This window comes from Methanogenium organophilum (genome assembly GCF_026684035.1).
Lineage (GTDB): Archaea > Halobacteriota > Methanomicrobia > Methanomicrobiales > Methanomicrobiaceae > Methanogenium > Methanogenium organophilum.
This window is the reverse complement of record NZ_CP113361.1, coordinates 658,484-673,516: the sequence shown is the minus strand read 5'-3', so window position 1 is coordinate 673,516 and position 15,033 is coordinate 658,484. Positions and strand designations below refer to the sequence as shown.

17 protein-coding genes are annotated in these 15,033 nt (G+C 51.9%); 14 read left to right on the top strand and 3 right to left on the bottom strand.

Going from position 1 to position 15,033, the window contains the following annotated elements; genetic code table 11:
- Positions 1-117 precede the first annotated feature (117 nt).
- The 14 genes from OU421_RS03535 (at position 118) to mtrH (ending at position 12,184) form a co-directional block, all read left to right on the top strand.
- Positions 118-999 (top strand): 4Fe-4S binding protein, encoded by an 882-nt coding sequence (locus OU421_RS03535; RefSeq protein ID WP_268187232.1) that lies wholly within the window; start codon positions 118-120, stop codon positions 997-999.
- 424 nt (positions 1,000-1,423) lie between these two features.
- Positions 1,424-2,725 (top strand): coenzyme-B sulfoethylthiotransferase subunit beta, encoded by a 1,302-nt coding sequence (gene mcrB / locus OU421_RS03530; protein ID WP_268187231.1) that lies wholly within the window; start codon positions 1,424-1,426, stop codon positions 2,723-2,725.
- 17 nt (positions 2,726-2,742) lie between these two features.
- A complete protein-coding gene (gene mcrD, locus OU421_RS03525) occupies positions 2,743-3,219 on the top strand; it encodes a methyl-coenzyme M reductase operon protein D (protein WP_268187230.1) in 477 nt (158 codons plus the stop codon).
- A 6-nt stretch (positions 3,220-3,225) separates the two neighbouring features.
- Positions 3,226-3,852 (top strand): methyl-coenzyme M reductase I operon protein C, encoded by a 627-nt coding sequence (gene mcrC, locus OU421_RS03520; RefSeq protein ID WP_268187229.1) that lies wholly within the window; start codon positions 3,226-3,228, stop codon positions 3,850-3,852.
- A gap of 12 nt (positions 3,853-3,864) precedes the next feature.
- The gene (gene mcrG, locus OU421_RS03515) at positions 3,865-4,629 is read left to right on the top strand and encodes a coenzyme-B sulfoethylthiotransferase subunit gamma (RefSeq protein ID WP_268187228.1); all 765 of its coding nucleotides are present in this window, start codon (positions 3,865-3,867) and stop codon (positions 4,627-4,629) included.
- Positions 4,630-4,634: 5 nt separating this feature from the next.
- The gene (gene mcrA, locus OU421_RS03510) at positions 4,635-6,341 is read left to right on the top strand and encodes a coenzyme-B sulfoethylthiotransferase subunit alpha (RefSeq protein WP_268187227.1); all 1,707 of its coding nucleotides are present in this window, start codon (positions 4,635-4,637) and stop codon (positions 6,339-6,341) included.
- A 200-nt stretch (positions 6,342-6,541) separates the two neighbouring features.
- Positions 6,542-7,453 carry a tetrahydromethanopterin S-methyltransferase subunit E gene (mtrE, locus tag OU421_RS03505; protein ID WP_268187226.1) on the top strand — a complete coding sequence of 304 codons (912 nt, stop codon included), beginning with the start codon at positions 6,542-6,544 and terminating at the stop codon, positions 7,451-7,453.
- On the top strand, positions 7,450-8,280 hold the full coding sequence (gene mtrD, locus OU421_RS03500) for a tetrahydromethanopterin S-methyltransferase subunit D (RefSeq protein ID WP_268187225.1): 831 nt from the start codon (positions 7,450-7,452) through the stop codon (positions 8,278-8,280). The genes mtrE and mtrD overlap by 4 nt, the downstream gene beginning before the upstream one ends.
- An 11-nt stretch (positions 8,281-8,291) precedes the next feature.
- A complete protein-coding gene (mtrC, locus tag OU421_RS03495; RefSeq protein WP_268187224.1) occupies positions 8,292-9,155 on the top strand; it encodes a tetrahydromethanopterin S-methyltransferase subunit MtrC in 864 nt (287 codons plus the stop codon).
- On the top strand, positions 9,155-9,439 hold the full coding sequence (gene mtrB, locus OU421_RS03490; RefSeq protein WP_268187223.1) for a tetrahydromethanopterin S-methyltransferase subunit MtrB: 285 nt from the start codon (positions 9,155-9,157) through the stop codon (positions 9,437-9,439). Before mtrC ends, mtrB begins: the two co-directional genes overlap by 1 nt.
- Before the next feature lie 11 nt (positions 9,440-9,450).
- Complete coding sequence (gene mtrA, locus OU421_RS03485) at positions 9,451-10,176, top strand: tetrahydromethanopterin S-methyltransferase subunit A (RefSeq protein ID WP_268187222.1); 726 nt, start codon at positions 9,451-9,453, stop codon at positions 10,174-10,176.
- Between the two features lie 5 nt (positions 10,177-10,181).
- Positions 10,182-10,388 carry a tetrahydromethanopterin S-methyltransferase subunit F gene (locus OU421_RS03480; protein ID WP_268187221.1) on the top strand — a complete coding sequence of 69 codons (207 nt, stop codon included), beginning with the start codon at positions 10,182-10,184 and terminating at the stop codon, positions 10,386-10,388.
- Position 10,389: 1 nt separating this feature from the next.
- A complete protein-coding gene (gene mtrA, locus OU421_RS03475) occupies positions 10,390-11,133 on the top strand; it encodes a tetrahydromethanopterin S-methyltransferase subunit A (protein ID WP_268187220.1) in 744 nt (247 codons plus the stop codon).
- 13 nt (positions 11,134-11,146) lie between these two features.
- On the top strand, positions 11,147-12,184 hold the full coding sequence (gene mtrH / locus OU421_RS03470) for a tetrahydromethanopterin S-methyltransferase subunit H (protein ID WP_268187219.1): 1,038 nt from the start codon (positions 11,147-11,149) through the stop codon (positions 12,182-12,184).
- Between the two features lie 298 nt (positions 12,185-12,482).
- On the opposite strand, the gene nadC is transcribed toward mtrH, so the two are convergent.
- Genes nadC through nadX form a run of 3 tightly spaced genes read right to left on the bottom strand, consistent with a single transcriptional unit; the run spans position 12,483 to position 15,011 of the window.
- Positions 12,483-13,337, bottom strand: coding sequence for a carboxylating nicotinate-nucleotide diphosphorylase (gene nadC, locus OU421_RS03465; protein ID WP_268187218.1), 855 nt, complete (start codon positions 13,335-13,337; stop codon positions 12,483-12,485).
- 7 nt (positions 13,338-13,344) lie between these two features.
- A complete protein-coding gene (gene nadA, locus OU421_RS03460; protein WP_268187217.1) occupies positions 13,345-14,250 on the bottom strand; it encodes a quinolinate synthase NadA in 906 nt (301 codons plus the stop codon).
- Positions 14,251-14,252: 2 nt separating this feature from the next.
- Positions 14,253-15,011, bottom strand: coding sequence for an aspartate dehydrogenase (gene nadX, locus OU421_RS03455; RefSeq protein WP_268187216.1), 759 nt, complete (start codon positions 15,009-15,011; stop codon positions 14,253-14,255).
- Between the last annotated feature and the right edge of the window lie 22 nt (positions 15,012-15,033).

The following is a 15,033-nucleotide window of genomic DNA, read 5'->3' as shown; positions in this document are numbered from 1 at the left end:
ATATGTCAATTAAATCAATATGACCTCCTGGAATAGGCGCAGATTGGTTTTGATGACCTTTGGGCTTCAGGTAATGCCGTGAAAATTAATACTCCGGAGACAGCACTGGTATAGATAATGAAGCACTCATATGATCCAGATTCTCAGAGTGGGGTAATTGTGGAGAGCGGAGAAGAGGCATTTACGGTTCGGCTTCGCATCCCCGCAGGCATTATTACTCCGCATCAGCTACAGGGCATTGCTGACGCTGCAGAGAAGTATGGTGGAGATGGTATCCACCTCACGACACGGCAGACTGTAGAAATTCCGCATGTGCCGGAGGAAAACCTGCAGGTGCTTGGAAAAGTACTTGAGGAAAATGGGACGCCCTTTGGTGCAGAACACCTGAATGTGGTCAATGTGACTGCGTGTCCGGGAACTGAACGGTGCCGTCTTGCAAATATTGATTCCATTCCGTTCGCTCTTCGTATCGACCAGAAATATTTTGGCCGTGAAATGCCCGTAAAGACCCGAATTGGTATCTCAGCATGTCCCAATTCGTGTGTGAGTGAACGTCTCTGTGAACTGGGTATAACCGGTCTTCTTAAGCCTGTTCGTCACCCGGAACGATGCACGGGATGTGGTGCCTGTGTCGAACATTGCCTGGAAGATGCTCTTGAAGTGAAAAACGGCATTGTTGTGCTGAATGATGACCGGTGCATCCGTTGCGGCGCCTGTGTGCATACCTGTCCGTATGGGGTGATTACTGCTGGTGATCCGGTCTATGAAATTACCTTTGGCGGCAGACGCGGTCGTCATCCGAAGATAGGGCGGCATCTTGTAACAGTTACCTCCCTTGAAGCAGCAGAAAAGGCAGTTGATGAGGCAATGTATCGCATCTACCGGCAGGCAGTCGGCACCCATCTCCTTGCAGATCAGCTTGATGAAATTGGATTTGATCTGATTGTAAAATCAGTTCGTGCCAAACTCCCGCAAGATTCTGTGGTAGATCAGTATTGAGTGTCCGTTTCGGATGAGGGGGGAATGTCTGATTCCTCTGTCATTCTCATTTTTATAGGTATTGTTTTTCGCTAAATGTGCGTTAATTTTTGAAAAAATGGCTTAAAAGGAGCGCATCATATGAATGATAAAAAACAGTAATATTTGTTGTATATTGTGCTACGAGTACATTGTGTTTGTAATACTGGGTAAAAATAGTCGCTGAAATATCCGTTGATTTCTCATAGAATCTCATTTGTGGATTTATTTTTATAAATTAATGGTTCTCTTCATTAGTAATACTTATATGTTGACATTGTGTATATCTCCTTGTCCCATGCGGGGACGTGCAGTAGTTACTATCATCGATTTCCGACAGGATTTTTTCCTGTCTGTGTTCAGAAAACGAAATGCATTGCACAAAAAGGTAATTGGAGGAAAATAAATGGCAAAATATTCCGACACTATCGATCTCTATTCAGATGACGGAAAGCTCCTGAAGAGCGGTGTGACCATCGACAAGGTCAGCCCTCTCGTCAACCCGGCATCAAAGAAGATCATCGACCTCACCAAGAGGTCAATCGCAGTCAACCTCGGTGGTATCGAGGGTGGACTCAAGGCCGGTAAACTCGGCAAGGGTACCATCCCCGGTCGTGAGCTTGACCTCCCGATTATGGCCAACAAAGACGCAATCGTCGCAAAGATCAAAGAGATGGTTGACGTTGAAGGTGGCGACACAGTTGTAAATGAGTTTAAGGGCGGCAACCTTCTCCTCATTGAGGTTCCGGCGGCACGCCTCGAGGCAGCAGCAACCTACGATGCAGCTATCTCATCTGTTGCAGCAGCAACCACCTATGCAATTGTTGACCAGTTTAACATCGATGCATTCAACGCATCCACCGTCAAGGCAGCCTGCTGGGGCGGATACCCCCACACGATGGACATGCCGGGCGCAGGATGTACCTCTGTCCTCAACATTCCACAGAACAATGAGGGTATCGGTTTTGCACTTCGTAACATCGGTGTCAACCACTATGTAATGATGACCGGCAGAAATGCAATGCAGGGTGCAGCTCTCTCAGCTACCCTCGAAACCGCAGGAGAGTTCGAGATGGGCGGCGCAATCGGCCCGTTCGAGCGCCACATGCTTCTGCAGTATGCATACCAGGGTCTTAACGCAAACAACCTCGTCTACGAACTGACCAAAGAGAACGGTGCAACCGGTACTATCGGTACAGTTGTCCAGTCCCTTGTTGAGCGTGCAATTGAGGACAAGGTCATCATTGCAGGCAAGAAGGGCGGCTACTTCCAGTACTATGACACCAAGGACCCCATGCTGTGGAACGCATACGCAGCAGCAGGAACACTTGCAGCAACCATGGTCAACTGTGGTGCAGGACGTTTCGCACAGGCAGTCTCCTCGACTCTCCTGTACTTCAACGACCTGCTTGAGCACGAGACCGGTCTCCCGGCCACTGACTTCGGCCGTGTGATGGGAACTGCTGTCGGTTTCTCCTTCTTCAGCCACTCCATCTATGGTGGCGGTGGTCCTGGTATCTTTAACGGTAACCACGTCGTAACACGCCACGCAAATGGCTGTGCAATTCCGTGTGTTGTTGCAGCATGTGCACTTGATGCAGGTACACAGATGTTCACTCCTGAGGGCACTTCTGCTATCATGGGCGAGACATACGGCCAGATTGACGTGTTTAACAAACCGATCCAGAATATCGCAGACGGTGTCTGAACAGAGTATTGATTTGAATGACTGAAGCTGTCGTTGATTATCCCCAGTGCCGGATCACACCCCTTCGCATGCTCAAGCCGGACTCCGCGGAATCACTGCTCAATGAGATTGTGAAAATCCCCGGAATTGTCCGAATGATGATAAATGGTCCCAATCTCCCGCGTACGGTTCCTTACGGGCCTGCACGGGGGAAACCCAACCCTAACACCAACCGGAGAATCATTACGGTTGGCGGATCTGAATTTGAGCTTCATGTTCAGGTAGGAACGATCATCCTTGAGGTGCGTGACGAGAGTGTCATTGAAGAAATCCGTGCACTATGTGACCGGTTCTTTTCAAAATTTCCCTATCAGCTCCAGACCGGGAAGAAGTACATGAGAACCCAGCCGACGATTGTGGACTACGCCAAATATGGTCCTGACGCGGACCCCCGCATGCTCGGGCTTACAGATCCGCGGAATAAAGAAGGACCGATAATCATTCAGGGAAGATAGTACATCATGCCAATAGGTCGAGTAACACAGGTTGTTGACTGCCGGGAATCCATGGGGATGGGTAAAGGCGGAGGTCTTGCCCAGCGGGGCACGATATCAGAGTGCCGCCATCCTGATGTGATTGTTGTCGGGATGTCGCCCGGGAGGCGCCATGTGACAAAACCGGTGTGTGATATTACATCCGCCCTGCGGAGAGAAGGTGTGGAATTTTCGGTAAGCACGCTTGTGCTGAATGCCGGAAGCGGTGTTCCTGCCGATGCTCCGAAGATTGCCGGTTCAGTCCTGGGGGCATATTTTGGTCTCTCAGGAAAAGAGGTATCTCAGATTGAGCAGCATAAGGTGGCCATTTTACATCACGGGAATGTACGTTCCCATGTGGTTGAAAAGGTTCGTTTTATTCTCTCACAGGCCGATGTCCGCGCAGTTGTTGTCTCACAGGCACCAATTGACTATGAAGATCTCGCAAAAGTCGGCGTCAAAACCGCATATGTCAGGCCGCCACCGGAGCACATCCGGACGAAAGGAGAGGTGGCAGCTATTGTCAGCGGTGTGACACGGGGTCAGACTCCGCCGCGGGATAAACTAGCTGAAGTCGTTCAGGCAGTATTGAAAGAAATGAAAAAACCAAATTGAGGTGAAAAAATTATGGCATACACACCACAGTATGGCCCGGGAACTTCCCACGTCGCCGAGAACAGGCGCCGCCAGATGAACCCGAGCATTGAACTTGACAAAGTTCGTGACGTAACTGATGAAGATGTTGTGCTGGTCCTCGGTCACCGTGCACCGGGTTCCGCATATCCAACAGCACACCCCCCACTCGCAGAGCAGCAGGAACCTGACTGCCCAATCCGTAAGATTGTCGAGCCGACCGAGGGTGCAAAGGCCGGAGACCGTGTCCGTTACATCCAGTTTGTAGACTCCATGTATGACGGTCCGTCCCAGCCATACCAGCGAACCTACACAGAATGCTACCGCTTCCGTGGTATCGACCCCGGTACACTCTCCGGTCGTCAGATCGTCGAGTGCCGTGAGCGTGACCTCGAGGCATACTCCAAGTGGCTCATCGAGACCGAAATGTTTGAGCCCGCCCTGACCTCAATCCGTGGTGCAACCGTGCACGGACACTCACTCCGTCTTGCAGAAGACGGCCTGATGTTCGACATGCTCCAGAGGTGTATCCTTGGTGACGATGGCGTTGTTACCTACGTGAAAGACCAGATCGGAGAACCCCTCGATCGTGCTGTCGCCGTCGGCAAGCCTCTCGACGACGCATGGGTCAAGGCTCACTCGACTATCTTCCACTCACTCACGGGCGTTGCATACCGTGATGATGAGGAGTACATTGAATACATCCAGCGCATCCACACGCTGAGGACAAAATACGGCTTCATGCCGGTTGAGGAGTGATTTGAATGGCAAAAATTGAGAGATCACAGAAGCTTTTCCTTGACGCACTCAAAGAGAAGTTCCAGGGCCAGGATCCTGAGTCCGTAAAGACCACATTCTACAACTTCAACGGTATCCGCCAGTCTCCGCGTAAGCGCGAATTCATGAAGGCTGCACAGGGTATCGAGATGGAGCGTGGAATCTCCATGTACGACCCCGAGCACTGCCACCTTGGCGGACTGCCCATGGGTCAGAGACAGCTCATGACCTACGAAGTATCCCAGAGCGGTATCTTCGTAGAGGGTGACGACCTGCACTTTGTCAACAACTCTGCCATGCAGCAGATGTGGGATGACATCCGCCGTACTGTCGTTGTCGGTATGGACCTTGCACACGCCACACTCCAGAAGCGTCTCGGCAAGGAAGTTACCCCTGAGACCATCAACGAATATCTCCACATCCTCAACCACGCAATGCCCGGTGCAGCAGTGGTTCAGGAACACATGGTCGAGACCCACCCGGGCCTTGTCGATGACTGTTACGTGAAGGTCTTCACCGGCGACGACGCCATGGCAGACGACATTGAGCCACAGTTCCTGATCAACATCGACAAGCTCTTCCCTGACGACCAGGCAGAGGCCCTGAAGGCACAGGTAGGCAAATCGATGTACCAGGCAATCCACATTCCGACCATTGTCTCCCGTACCTGTGATGGTGGAACTACCTCCAGATGGTCTGCTATGCAGATCGGTATGTCCTTCATCGCAGCATACCGCATGTGCGCGGGTGAAGCAGCAGTCGCTGACCTTTCATTCGCCGCAAAGCACGCCGGTGTCTCACAGATGGCATCCATCCTTCCGGCACGTCGTGCCCGTGGTCCAAACGAGCCCGGTGGTATCAAGTTCGGTGTCTTCTCCGATATTGTTCAGGCAAACCGGAAATACCCGAAGGACCCCGCCCGTGCTTCCCTTGAGGTTGTCGGTGCAGGTACCATGCTCTTCGACCAGATCTGGCTTGGTTCATACATGTCCGGTGGTGTCGGTTTCACCCAGTACGCTACCGCAGCATACACCGACAACATCCTCGATGAGTACACCTACTATGGTATGGACTACCTGAAGGACAAGTACGGCTTCGACTACTCCAGTCCTGACCCCGCAGCAACCATCGCTCCGACCCAGGAGGTCGTCAACGACCTTGCAACCGAGGTAAACCTCAATGCAATGGAGCAGTACGAGCAGTATCCAACCATGATGGAAGACCACTTCGGTGGTTCACAGCGTGCTGGTGTTATGGCAGCAGCCTGTGGTCTGACGTGTTCCATCGGTACCGGAAACTCCAACGCCGGTCTGAACGGCTGGTACCTTTCCATGCTCATGCACAAGGAAGGCTGGTCACGTCTCGGGTTCTTCGGATACGATCTTCAGGACCAGTGTGGTTCAGCAAACTCCCTCTCCATGGAGCCTGACCGCGGTCTGATGGGCGAACTTCGTGGACCAAACTACCCGAACTACGCCATGAATGTCGGTCACCAGGGAGAATACGCAGCTATCGTCGGTGGTGCACACTACGGACGCGGCGACGGATTCTGCTTCGACCCGCTGATCAAGATCTGTTTCGCAGATCCGTCACTGACCTTCGACTTTGCAGAGCCCCGCCGCGAATTCGCAAAGGGTGCAATCCGCGAGTTCAAGCCAGCAGGCGAGCGTTCACTGATCATACCAGCACGGTAAGATCTACCCAATTTTTTTTTCATTAATGTAAGTATTCCATTGATTGTTTGGAAACGTAGCCAGCATTCCGTTTCTATGGTAAAAACGTGATTCTCTTTTTTTCGAAACCTTTAATAAAATCCCTATCGAGGTTTAATTGAACCAAAAAGGGTTTGTGTAACGTGTTACTCTGGTGCTTTGACACACAGGAGGATGCCTGAATGGAAGAAATACTATTTGGCATCGGTATCAGCGCTTTAGCCGGCGCTCTTGCCACTGTGGCTGGCGCTGCGGAGGACACTGAATCTGATATCGGATCACAGGGTGACCCGAACTCACAGGTTCAGCTGGCTCCGCAGATGGGGTATATTCACAGGATCTACAATAAAGCAGTATCCGGTGAACCCCCTGCGTACGGTCTATGGGTGGCATTAGCTGCTGGAATTGCCTGGGCGTTGATGGCGATTCAGTACAATGCGATTCTTGCTCTCATCATTGGTTCTGCGGTCGCAGTCTTTGTGCAGGGCGTTTACGCAACGACTGCATATCTCGGTCGTACAGCAAGTCTCGCAAAATTCGAACAGCCGGTGTATATCGATATATTGAAATCGGTTACATCCGTGACTATGGCCCACGCATTCGTGGCGATTTTCACCACTGTTACTATGTGTTTCCTCATCATCGAGGCTCTGGGACACCCGTTCCCGCTGCCATTGATGGGTATTGTATGGGGAATTGCACTGGGAGCAGCAGGGTCGGCGACTGGTAACCCGTTCTACGGAAAAGAACGCCAGTACCAGAAGTACGACTTCGGAGCAGGTTTACCTATCTCCGCATCTGGTGACATTGTCCGGTATGCAGAGGCAGGACAGAGAAGTTCACTCGACAACGGATGGTTCACATCCAAGGGAGCAGGTCCCGCATCCGGTATCTGTTTCGGTCTTATTGTGTTCTTCGAGTTATGGCGTACCATTCTCTTCGAGCCATTCGCAGCAGGCTGGGGAGCAGTGATCGCCGGTGCAGTAATCATTATCATCTTCATGGTCATCGACCGCTTTGTCGAGACATGGGCACGTAAGACCTACGGCCCGTATACTGAAGAAACAGCAGCAGAAGAGGAGGCAACAGCATGAGCGCATTAGGTGGCGGTTCAGCTGGTGGAGAGGGTATTAACCCCGCAGCATCAGTGATCGCACTCGTTATCGTACTGGTATCTGTGGGCATCATCTATGCTCTCTATCCGTCGGCACTCATTCCCCTCATCGGCGTCATCATCGGCGGCGTGCTCATCTCCTTTGGTGTGCACTTCGTACCGGTTGGTGGTGCACCAGCAGCAATGGGCCAGGCACCCGGTATCGCTACCGGTGTTGCAATGCTCGCTGCCGGTGGTGGCCTTGCAGGTCTCTTCGGAGGTGCATGGGCAGCTGAGATGGGTATCTGGGTTGCACTCGGTGCAGGCGCAATGGGTGGCGGTCTCCTGATGGCAATTACCTGTCTGATGGTGAACGTTGTCTACGTCTATGCAATGGGTATTCCCGCTGCATCCGGTAAGATCGACAAAGACCCCATCACCGGTGACACCTTCCCTGCATACAAGTCTCAGGGAACAGAGGGTCACGGACTTCCGTTCATCTCCTACGTTGGTGGTGTAATTGGTGGTATTTTCGGTGGTATGGGTGGAACACTCATTTATCTTGAGCTTCTCTCCGTCTACGAGGAGGCACTTCCGTCATTCCTTGGCATGACCCCCGAGGGCATGACCACGCTTGCAGTATCCCTTGCAGGTATCTTTGCTGTCGGAATGTTCCTTGTAGCAGCAGTACTTACCGCGTACAACATTACCGGTACAATCGAAGGTCCTCACGACCCGAAGTTCAAGAGATGGCCCCGTGCAGTAATCGGATCGTCTGCAGCATGTGCAGCCTGCGGTCTTGTTGCTATTCTTCTGGTGGTAATCTGAGGTGTTAGAGAATGTCAGTAAAAATTGAAGCATCAGAAGGCGGAATGGACCACAATGTCATGCTTGGCATTGGGGTCGTTGGCGCACTGGTCTGTATCTATCTGGTCTACCTCAACACCCTGATGTCAACGGAAGTCTTCGCCTTCTTTGGCGGGCTTGCGGCTATCATCGTACTCTGGTGGGGTACTGACTCAATTAAGAACCTTTGCAGCTATGGTCTTGGTACCGGTGTGCCATCCGCGGGTATGATCGCGCTTGGTTCCGGTGTTGTTGCCATGCTCTTTGCAACAAAACTTGCAGGTATCAGCCCGCTTCTCGTGCCTATCGGCTGTGTTGTTGTTGCAGCAATCCTCGGAGCAATCCTCGGATTCATCTCAGATAAGGTTCTCAACATGAACATCCCGGTTATGACCCGCATGATTGCAGAGCTCACCGTTGTCGGTTCACTGACAATGCTCGGGTTCACTGCAATGGTTGCAGGTACGTTCTCATTCGGAGACCTCATCACCGGTGCAACATCAGTCTTTGGCGTTGAAATTGCAAGCTATGCATCATCCGTAATTGGTGGATGTGTGCTCGCAACAATCTTCATGCTTGGTGCAATTGCAATCCAGCACCCGTTCAATGCATGTCTCGGTCCGAATGAATCATGGGACCGTACACAGATGTGCGCAATTGAGTGCGGTGCTCTGAGCATGATTGGCGTTGCTGTTATGTCAATTGCATTCCTCTCGATTCCAGCTGTCGTCATCTCATTTGCTATTTCAATCATCCTTTGGGGATGGTCCTACAGTGAGTTGATCAAGCTCTCGAAGCGTGATGCATATGACTGGCTTGACGCACAGCCTATCCGCGAAGTCGGAGGTGAACAGTAATGGGATATATCCAGGTATTGCCTGAATATGGTCTTGTCGCTGACCCCATGGTCGGTCTTGTGACTACCGCAGGGGCATCTCTCGGCCCGGTTGTTGAGCGTGTCGAAAAACTCGACAAGGTCGCAGACGACATCGTCAACATGCTTTCCGGAGAGGGAGAATTCCTTGCTTCGTTCCCCGGAAGAGATCAGTCCCTGCTTTACGCAGGTGGTGTCACAGCAATGTGGTACGGTCTTGCCGTTGGACTTTTCATCGCGGGGATAATCGCGTTTGGATTCTTATGAGGTGATATGATATGGCAGATAAGAAATCACCGGCCTCAGGCTGGCCAATTATCCAGGGCGATTATCACTCCGGAAGTGCAGATAGCTGTGTTGCAGTCTGTACGTTCGGGTCTCACCTTGACGAACAGGGTATCTGTGACGCAGGCGCTGCTATCTGTGGTTCCTGTAAGACAGAGAACCTTGGACTTGAGAAGCTGATTGCAAACACCATCTCGAATCCGAACATCCGCTTCGTCATCTTCTGTGGAACAGAAGTGAAAGGCCACTTATCCGGCCAGTCACTGAAGGCTCTGCACGAAAATGGTGTCGAAGGCGGTAAGATCGTCGGTTCACAGGGTGCAATCGCATTCATCGAGAACCTCGACGCAGCCGCAATCGAGCGGTTCCAGCAGCAGGTTGAGATTATCAACATCATGGAATCGGAAGACATGGGCGCTATCACCGCAAAGATCACCGAGTGTGCAGGGAAGGATCCCGGTGCATTTGAGGGTGACGCGATGGTCGTCGAAGTCAGCGATGAAGATGGCGGTGCCGGAGGCGAAGGCGAAGGCGTCGAGGCAGAGATGTCCGGCGAACTTGCTCTGATCCATGCCCGGATGAAAGCTATCCAGATGATGGTGACAGACATGGGATACCGCAACCGCTATGCAGCGGGTGTGTATTCCGGTAAAGTCGAGGGAGTAATGATCGGACTGGTCATATCGTTTGTCCTTTTGGGCTTCCTTCTGATGGGGTGAGATAAGTGACAGATGAAAAACAACCCACAACAATTCGTACTGCAGCGATTGATGACATGATGTCTGATATCTCGTACAAAGGGCAGATTCTTGCGCGTACCAACAAGCTTGATTCTGCAATAAGTGCCAGCGGTGTCATGGGATTTGCACTCGGTCTGATCATTTCCATCGTCCTTGTGATGATACCAGCACTACTGATAGGAGGTCTGTGAAATGGCAGACAAGAAATCTCCGGCATCAGGCTGGCCAATCATCCAGGGTGATTATCACTCCGGCAGTGCAGAGAGCTGTGTTGCTGTCTGTACGTTCGGGTCTCACCTTGACGAACAGGGTATCTGTGATGCAGGCGCTGCTATCTGTGGTTCCTGTAAGACAGAGAACCTTGGACTTGAGAAGCTGATTGCAAACACCATCTCGAATCCGAACATCCGCTTCGTCATCTTCTGTGGAACAGAAGTGAAGGGTCACCTTTCGGCCCAGTCACTGAAAGCTCTGCACGAAAATGGTGTCGAAGGCGGTAAGATCGTCGGTTCACAGGGTGCAATCGCATTCATCGAGAACCTTGACGCAGCCGCAATCGAGCGGTTCCAGCAGCAGGTCGAGATTATCGACATCATGGAATCGGAAGACATGGGCGCTATCACCGCAAAGATCACCGAGTGTGCAGGGAAGGATCCCGGTGCATTCGAGGGTGACGCGATGGTCGTCGATGTCAGCGAAGGTGAAGGCGGTGCCGAAGGCGGTGCAGTGGCTGCCACAGCGAACCCACAGTTCCTCGAAATTGAGGCCAAACTCAACGCTATCGAGAAGAAACTGGAGTTTGCTGATGCAGAACTTGCTCAGCGCTATGGCCGTAAGGTCGGCCGTGACATAGGCATTCTCTATGGCCTTGTCGCTGGTCTGATTGTATTCATGATGTTACTGGTATTACTCCCCAAGTTAGGCGGATTTATCTGAGGAGGGGGAAAAAATGTTCAAATTCGAGAAAGAACAGGCGGTACACGATTTCAACGGTACCAAGATAGGCGGGCAGCCCGGCGAATATCCACGGGTTCTCGGTGCATCCATCTTCTATAACAAGCACGAGTGTGTTATTGATGATGAGAAAGGCATAATTGACAAGGATCGTGCAGAGGCGCTCTGGAACAGATGTCAGGAACTTTCTGACCAGACAGGTGTAAAACACTTCATCCAGATTATCTCTGAATCAGGAGAGGCTTTTGAGAGCTACTTCTCATGGTTTGACTCCATTGACAGCAAGACGGCATTCCTCATGGACTCGTCCATGCCTCCTGCACTTGCTCACGCATGTGAGTATGTGACCGAGGTTGGACTGGCAGACCGTGCTATCTACAACTCTATCAATGGTTCAATCCTCCCGGAGAACATTGAGGCACTCAAGAACAGTGACGTTGACGCAGCTATTGTGCTCGCATTCAACCCTGGTGACGCAAGTGTAAAGGGCCGTGAGGCTGTCCTCGCAGAGGGTGGCGTCGCTGGTCAGGAGAAGTCCATGCTTTCAATCGCAGAAGAGTGTGGCATTACCCGGCCTATCCTCGATACCGCAGCAACACCGCTCGGTCTCGGGTCAGGCGGTTCATTCCGTGAGATTCTTGCATGCAAGGCAATCCACGGTCTCCCAACCGGTGGTGCATACCACAACATGACTGTCTCCTGGACGTGGCTCAAGCGCTGGAGAGGAACTGCAAAGAACCCCTCTGTGCTTCTCAGCCAGTATGAAGGTAAGGACCTTCTTCTTGAGCAGATGGGACATCACCACTTCGGTGGATTCGATGGTATCAAGCAGGCTGCATGGTCAGCACCTGATATCGGATGTAACATCATGGCAGCAACCCTTGGTGCAGACCTTATCATGTACGGACCTATCGAGAACTGTGAAGGTGCATCCACCGCAATCGCATTCACCGATATTGTCCTTGCAGAAGCAGCAAAAGAGCTTGGTGTGGACGTCGCAACAGAGGACCACCCGCTCTTCAAGCTGGTCTAATCCCAATATCTTTTTTTTGGCTTTTTTTATCTCTGCATCCACTTGGAATTGTGCAGTCAGAATCCTTACCAGTCGTCACTGAATGTGGACATGCTTCGTCTGGGAAAAAATTGTTTATGATACGTTAATGTCCGATTTCCGGGTCATATGAGAATTCTCCTTTGGACTCTGCGGGAAAAAACGCAAGGGGGTATCTGCACTGGGGTGTTTTTACGGTGATACTATATTGGTGCGGAAGGTATGCATATCGATTCGTCTTTGGGCGGAATCGTTGCCGGAAAAAAATGTTGGAAACCTGTCAGAATATTTTGACGGTGTTCATTGCGGGCATAATTTCAAGTGATAGATCGATGTTTTTCACCGTATGGGTGAGTCTTCCCATGCTGATAGTGTCAATACCCAAAACGGCATAGGACTCGAGGGTGTCAGGTGTGATATTGCCGGAGACTTCGATGATCACCTGTTCCCGCAGATTATTTTCTGTGAGGATGTCAAGCGTTTCCTGCACGTCACGGGGAAGCATGTTGTCGAGGAGAATAATGTCTGCCCCTGCCCGTGCTGCAGTGAGTGCGTCCGATGCGGTCTCCACTTCCACTTCCACATTGACATAGCGGCTATAGGCACGGGCCTTTTTTACCGCATCTTCTAAGGGGACAAGTGCCAGATGGTTGTCCTTGATGAGGATCATGTCAGAGAGGCTCATACGATGCGGGTCCGCGCCGCCGGTGATGAGTGCCTTTTTGTCACAAAGGCGCAGGCCGGGTGCGGTCTTGCGGGTGCCTGCAATTCGGACGGCAGGATTTGCCGCTTCTGCTGCTCTGACTGCCCGGCGGGTTGCCGTTGCGATGCCGCTCATCCTGCTCATCAGGTTGAGCATGGTGCGTTCCACCATGAGGATTGCTGCTGCGGTGCCTGCAAGTTCTGCAATAACGGTACCCGGCCGAATCTCTGCACCTTCCGAAACCTTCCTGGTGAATGTGATGTCGCAGTGATTACAGAGTGCTTCTGCCTCGGCGAGGCCTGAAATAATTGCGTTCTCTTTTCCGGTAATGTAGGCCGCACACCTGCGGTCCGGGATAACAGCCCGTGAGGTAACGTCGCCGAAGGGGATATCTTCATTCAGGTAGCGGAGGAGATCTTCGCGAAGTTGCATAGTCCCCTTATCTCCGTTGGAGTGCTATCATCCTTTCGATGGGGCCACGTGCCCGCTCCATCAGATCTGCGGGGAGTTCTACTGCATACTCACCGGTGATGAGTGCCTGTTCCAGCATATCAAGCGAAATCTTCTTCATATCATCACAGACAGCATCTTCACGGACGTGAAATTCCTTTTCGGGAAAGAGTTTCTGAAGCCGGTAAGCAATGCCTTTCTCCGTGAGAAGCATCCATGAATCCGCATTCTCTGCCATCTTCACCATGCCGCCGGTCGATGCCACCACATCCGCCCCGTTTCTGACCTCACGGGGACATTCCGGGTGGCAAATTGTGGTGCAGCCCATCTCAGCTGCTGCGATGACATCATCGCAGCTGAACTTTGCATGAACATAGCAGTGTCCCTCCGGTGGCAGGGGAATGATCGTTTTCTCCGGCAGCTGCGATGCCACATAGTCTGCAAGGTTTGAGTCAGGACCGAAAAGAACGGTTTTCTCTTTGAGTGAGCGGACAACCTCAACGGCATTTGCCGATGTGCAGACGATGTCCGCCTCCGCCTTTGCTGCAGTATCACTGTTGACATAGAGGACGACTGCCGCACCGGGGTGAGCGCTGCGTGCCTCCCGGACCATCTCCGGGGTGAGGAAGTCTGCAAGGGGACATCCGGCATCCTTTGCCGGGAGAATGACGGTCTTCTCCGGGTTAAGCACTTTAGCGGTTTCTGCCATAAACCGGACACCACAGAGGACGATAGTGTCCTCTGTAACACTTTGTGCTTTCACAGCAAGTTCGAGACTGTCCCCGATGATGTCTGCGGCGTCCTGAATCTCCGGAGGCTCGTAGTTATGGGCGAGGATAATCGCATTCTTTTCTTTTTTAAGTTGTTCTATCCGTTTTAACTGGTCGGAATTCATGGTTATGTCCCTATCTGGATGGGGTTATCGAGGTTGCGCAACAATGTCAGGATGGAGAGTGCGGCAAGATAACTCGTTGCCGGGTTCTCCGGGCTGGGGCGGTTGCTCACCGTGATATTTATATCTCCGAATTCACCTTCTACGATGAGTTCATGGGTATTGCGGTCAGTATTTGGGTCTGCCCACAGTTCGACCTCAGTTTCATGCCCTGAGGCCAGTTCGATTGCTACCGCGACATTGATATTCTTCGGATACTGGCGGATACAGTCACGTGCGGTCCCCTTAAAGAGGAGCATGGGATGGTCTGCCTCAATGCCCAGTGAACGCGGATTTTTGGTGGTCCTCAGCAGCACTTTACTTACTCTCGCAATCTGGCAGACCTTGAGGTTGTCCAGGCCGGTGATGGCACCACTCGGGATGTATATCCGTGCACCGGTCGACACTGCACACTCCTTCAGGTGGTCCCGGAATGGTTTGTCTGTGAGGGCGCCCACACTGAGGATAACCATATCTTTTCCCGCAAGAAGGATTGCTTCGGCGTGTGTCTTCACCGCAGAAACCGATGCCGCTTCCACCACAATGTCGATGTCCTGTGCAAGAAACTCATCAAATGACTCGTATGCCCTGGCTCCGCACGCGTCCTCAACGGCCTGTGCTCTGGTATATACGGCGTCATGGAGAGCTGCGATAATAAACCCCTCATGTTTGTGTGCGATGATTTCTCCAACATTTCCGCACCCCAGTAATCCAATCCTGCGCATTTGTACTTAAAAAATAGGTTTT

What these genes read in the sequence shown, in the direction of transcription:
- OU421_RS03535 (WP_268187232.1), top strand. Translation starts at nt 118, where the DNA reads ATGAAGCACTCATATGATCCAGATTCTCAGAGTGGGGTAATTGTGGAG.
- mcrB (WP_268187231.1), top strand. Translation starts at nt 1,424, where the DNA reads ATGGCAAAATATTCCGACACTATCGATCTCTATTCAGATGACGGAAAG.
- mcrD (WP_268187230.1), top strand. Translation starts at nt 2,743, where the DNA reads ATGACTGAAGCTGTCGTTGATTATCCCCAGTGCCGGATCACACCCCTT.
- mcrC (WP_268187229.1), top strand. Translation starts at nt 3,226, where the DNA reads ATGCCAATAGGTCGAGTAACACAGGTTGTTGACTGCCGGGAATCCATG.
- mcrG (WP_268187228.1), top strand. Translation starts at nt 3,865, where the DNA reads ATGGCATACACACCACAGTATGGCCCGGGAACTTCCCACGTCGCCGAG.
- mcrA (WP_268187227.1), top strand. Translation starts at nt 4,635, where the DNA reads ATGGCAAAAATTGAGAGATCACAGAAGCTTTTCCTTGACGCACTCAAA.
- mtrE (WP_268187226.1), top strand. Translation starts at nt 6,542, where the DNA reads ATGGAAGAAATACTATTTGGCATCGGTATCAGCGCTTTAGCCGGCGCT.
- mtrD (WP_268187225.1), top strand. Translation starts at nt 7,450, where the DNA reads ATGAGCGCATTAGGTGGCGGTTCAGCTGGTGGAGAGGGTATTAACCCC.
- mtrC (WP_268187224.1), top strand. Translation starts at nt 8,292, where the DNA reads ATGTCAGTAAAAATTGAAGCATCAGAAGGCGGAATGGACCACAATGTC.
- mtrB (WP_268187223.1), top strand. Translation starts at nt 9,155, where the DNA reads ATGGGATATATCCAGGTATTGCCTGAATATGGTCTTGTCGCTGACCCC.
- mtrA (WP_268187222.1), top strand. Translation starts at nt 9,451, where the DNA reads ATGGCAGATAAGAAATCACCGGCCTCAGGCTGGCCAATTATCCAGGGC.
- mtrA (WP_268187220.1), top strand. Translation starts at nt 10,390, where the DNA reads ATGGCAGACAAGAAATCTCCGGCATCAGGCTGGCCAATCATCCAGGGT.
- mtrH (WP_268187219.1), top strand. Translation starts at nt 11,147, where the DNA reads ATGTTCAAATTCGAGAAAGAACAGGCGGTACACGATTTCAACGGTACC.
- nadC (WP_268187218.1), bottom strand. Translation starts at nt 13,337, where the DNA reads ATGCAACTTCGCGAAGATCTCCTCCGCTACCTGAATGAAGATATCCCC.
- nadA (WP_268187217.1), bottom strand. Translation starts at nt 14,250, where the DNA reads ATGAATTCCGACCAGTTAAAACGGATAGAACAACTTAAAAAAGAAAAG.
- nadX (WP_268187216.1), bottom strand. Translation starts at nt 15,011, where the DNA reads ATGCGCAGGATTGGATTACTGGGGTGCGGAAATGTTGGAGAAATCATC.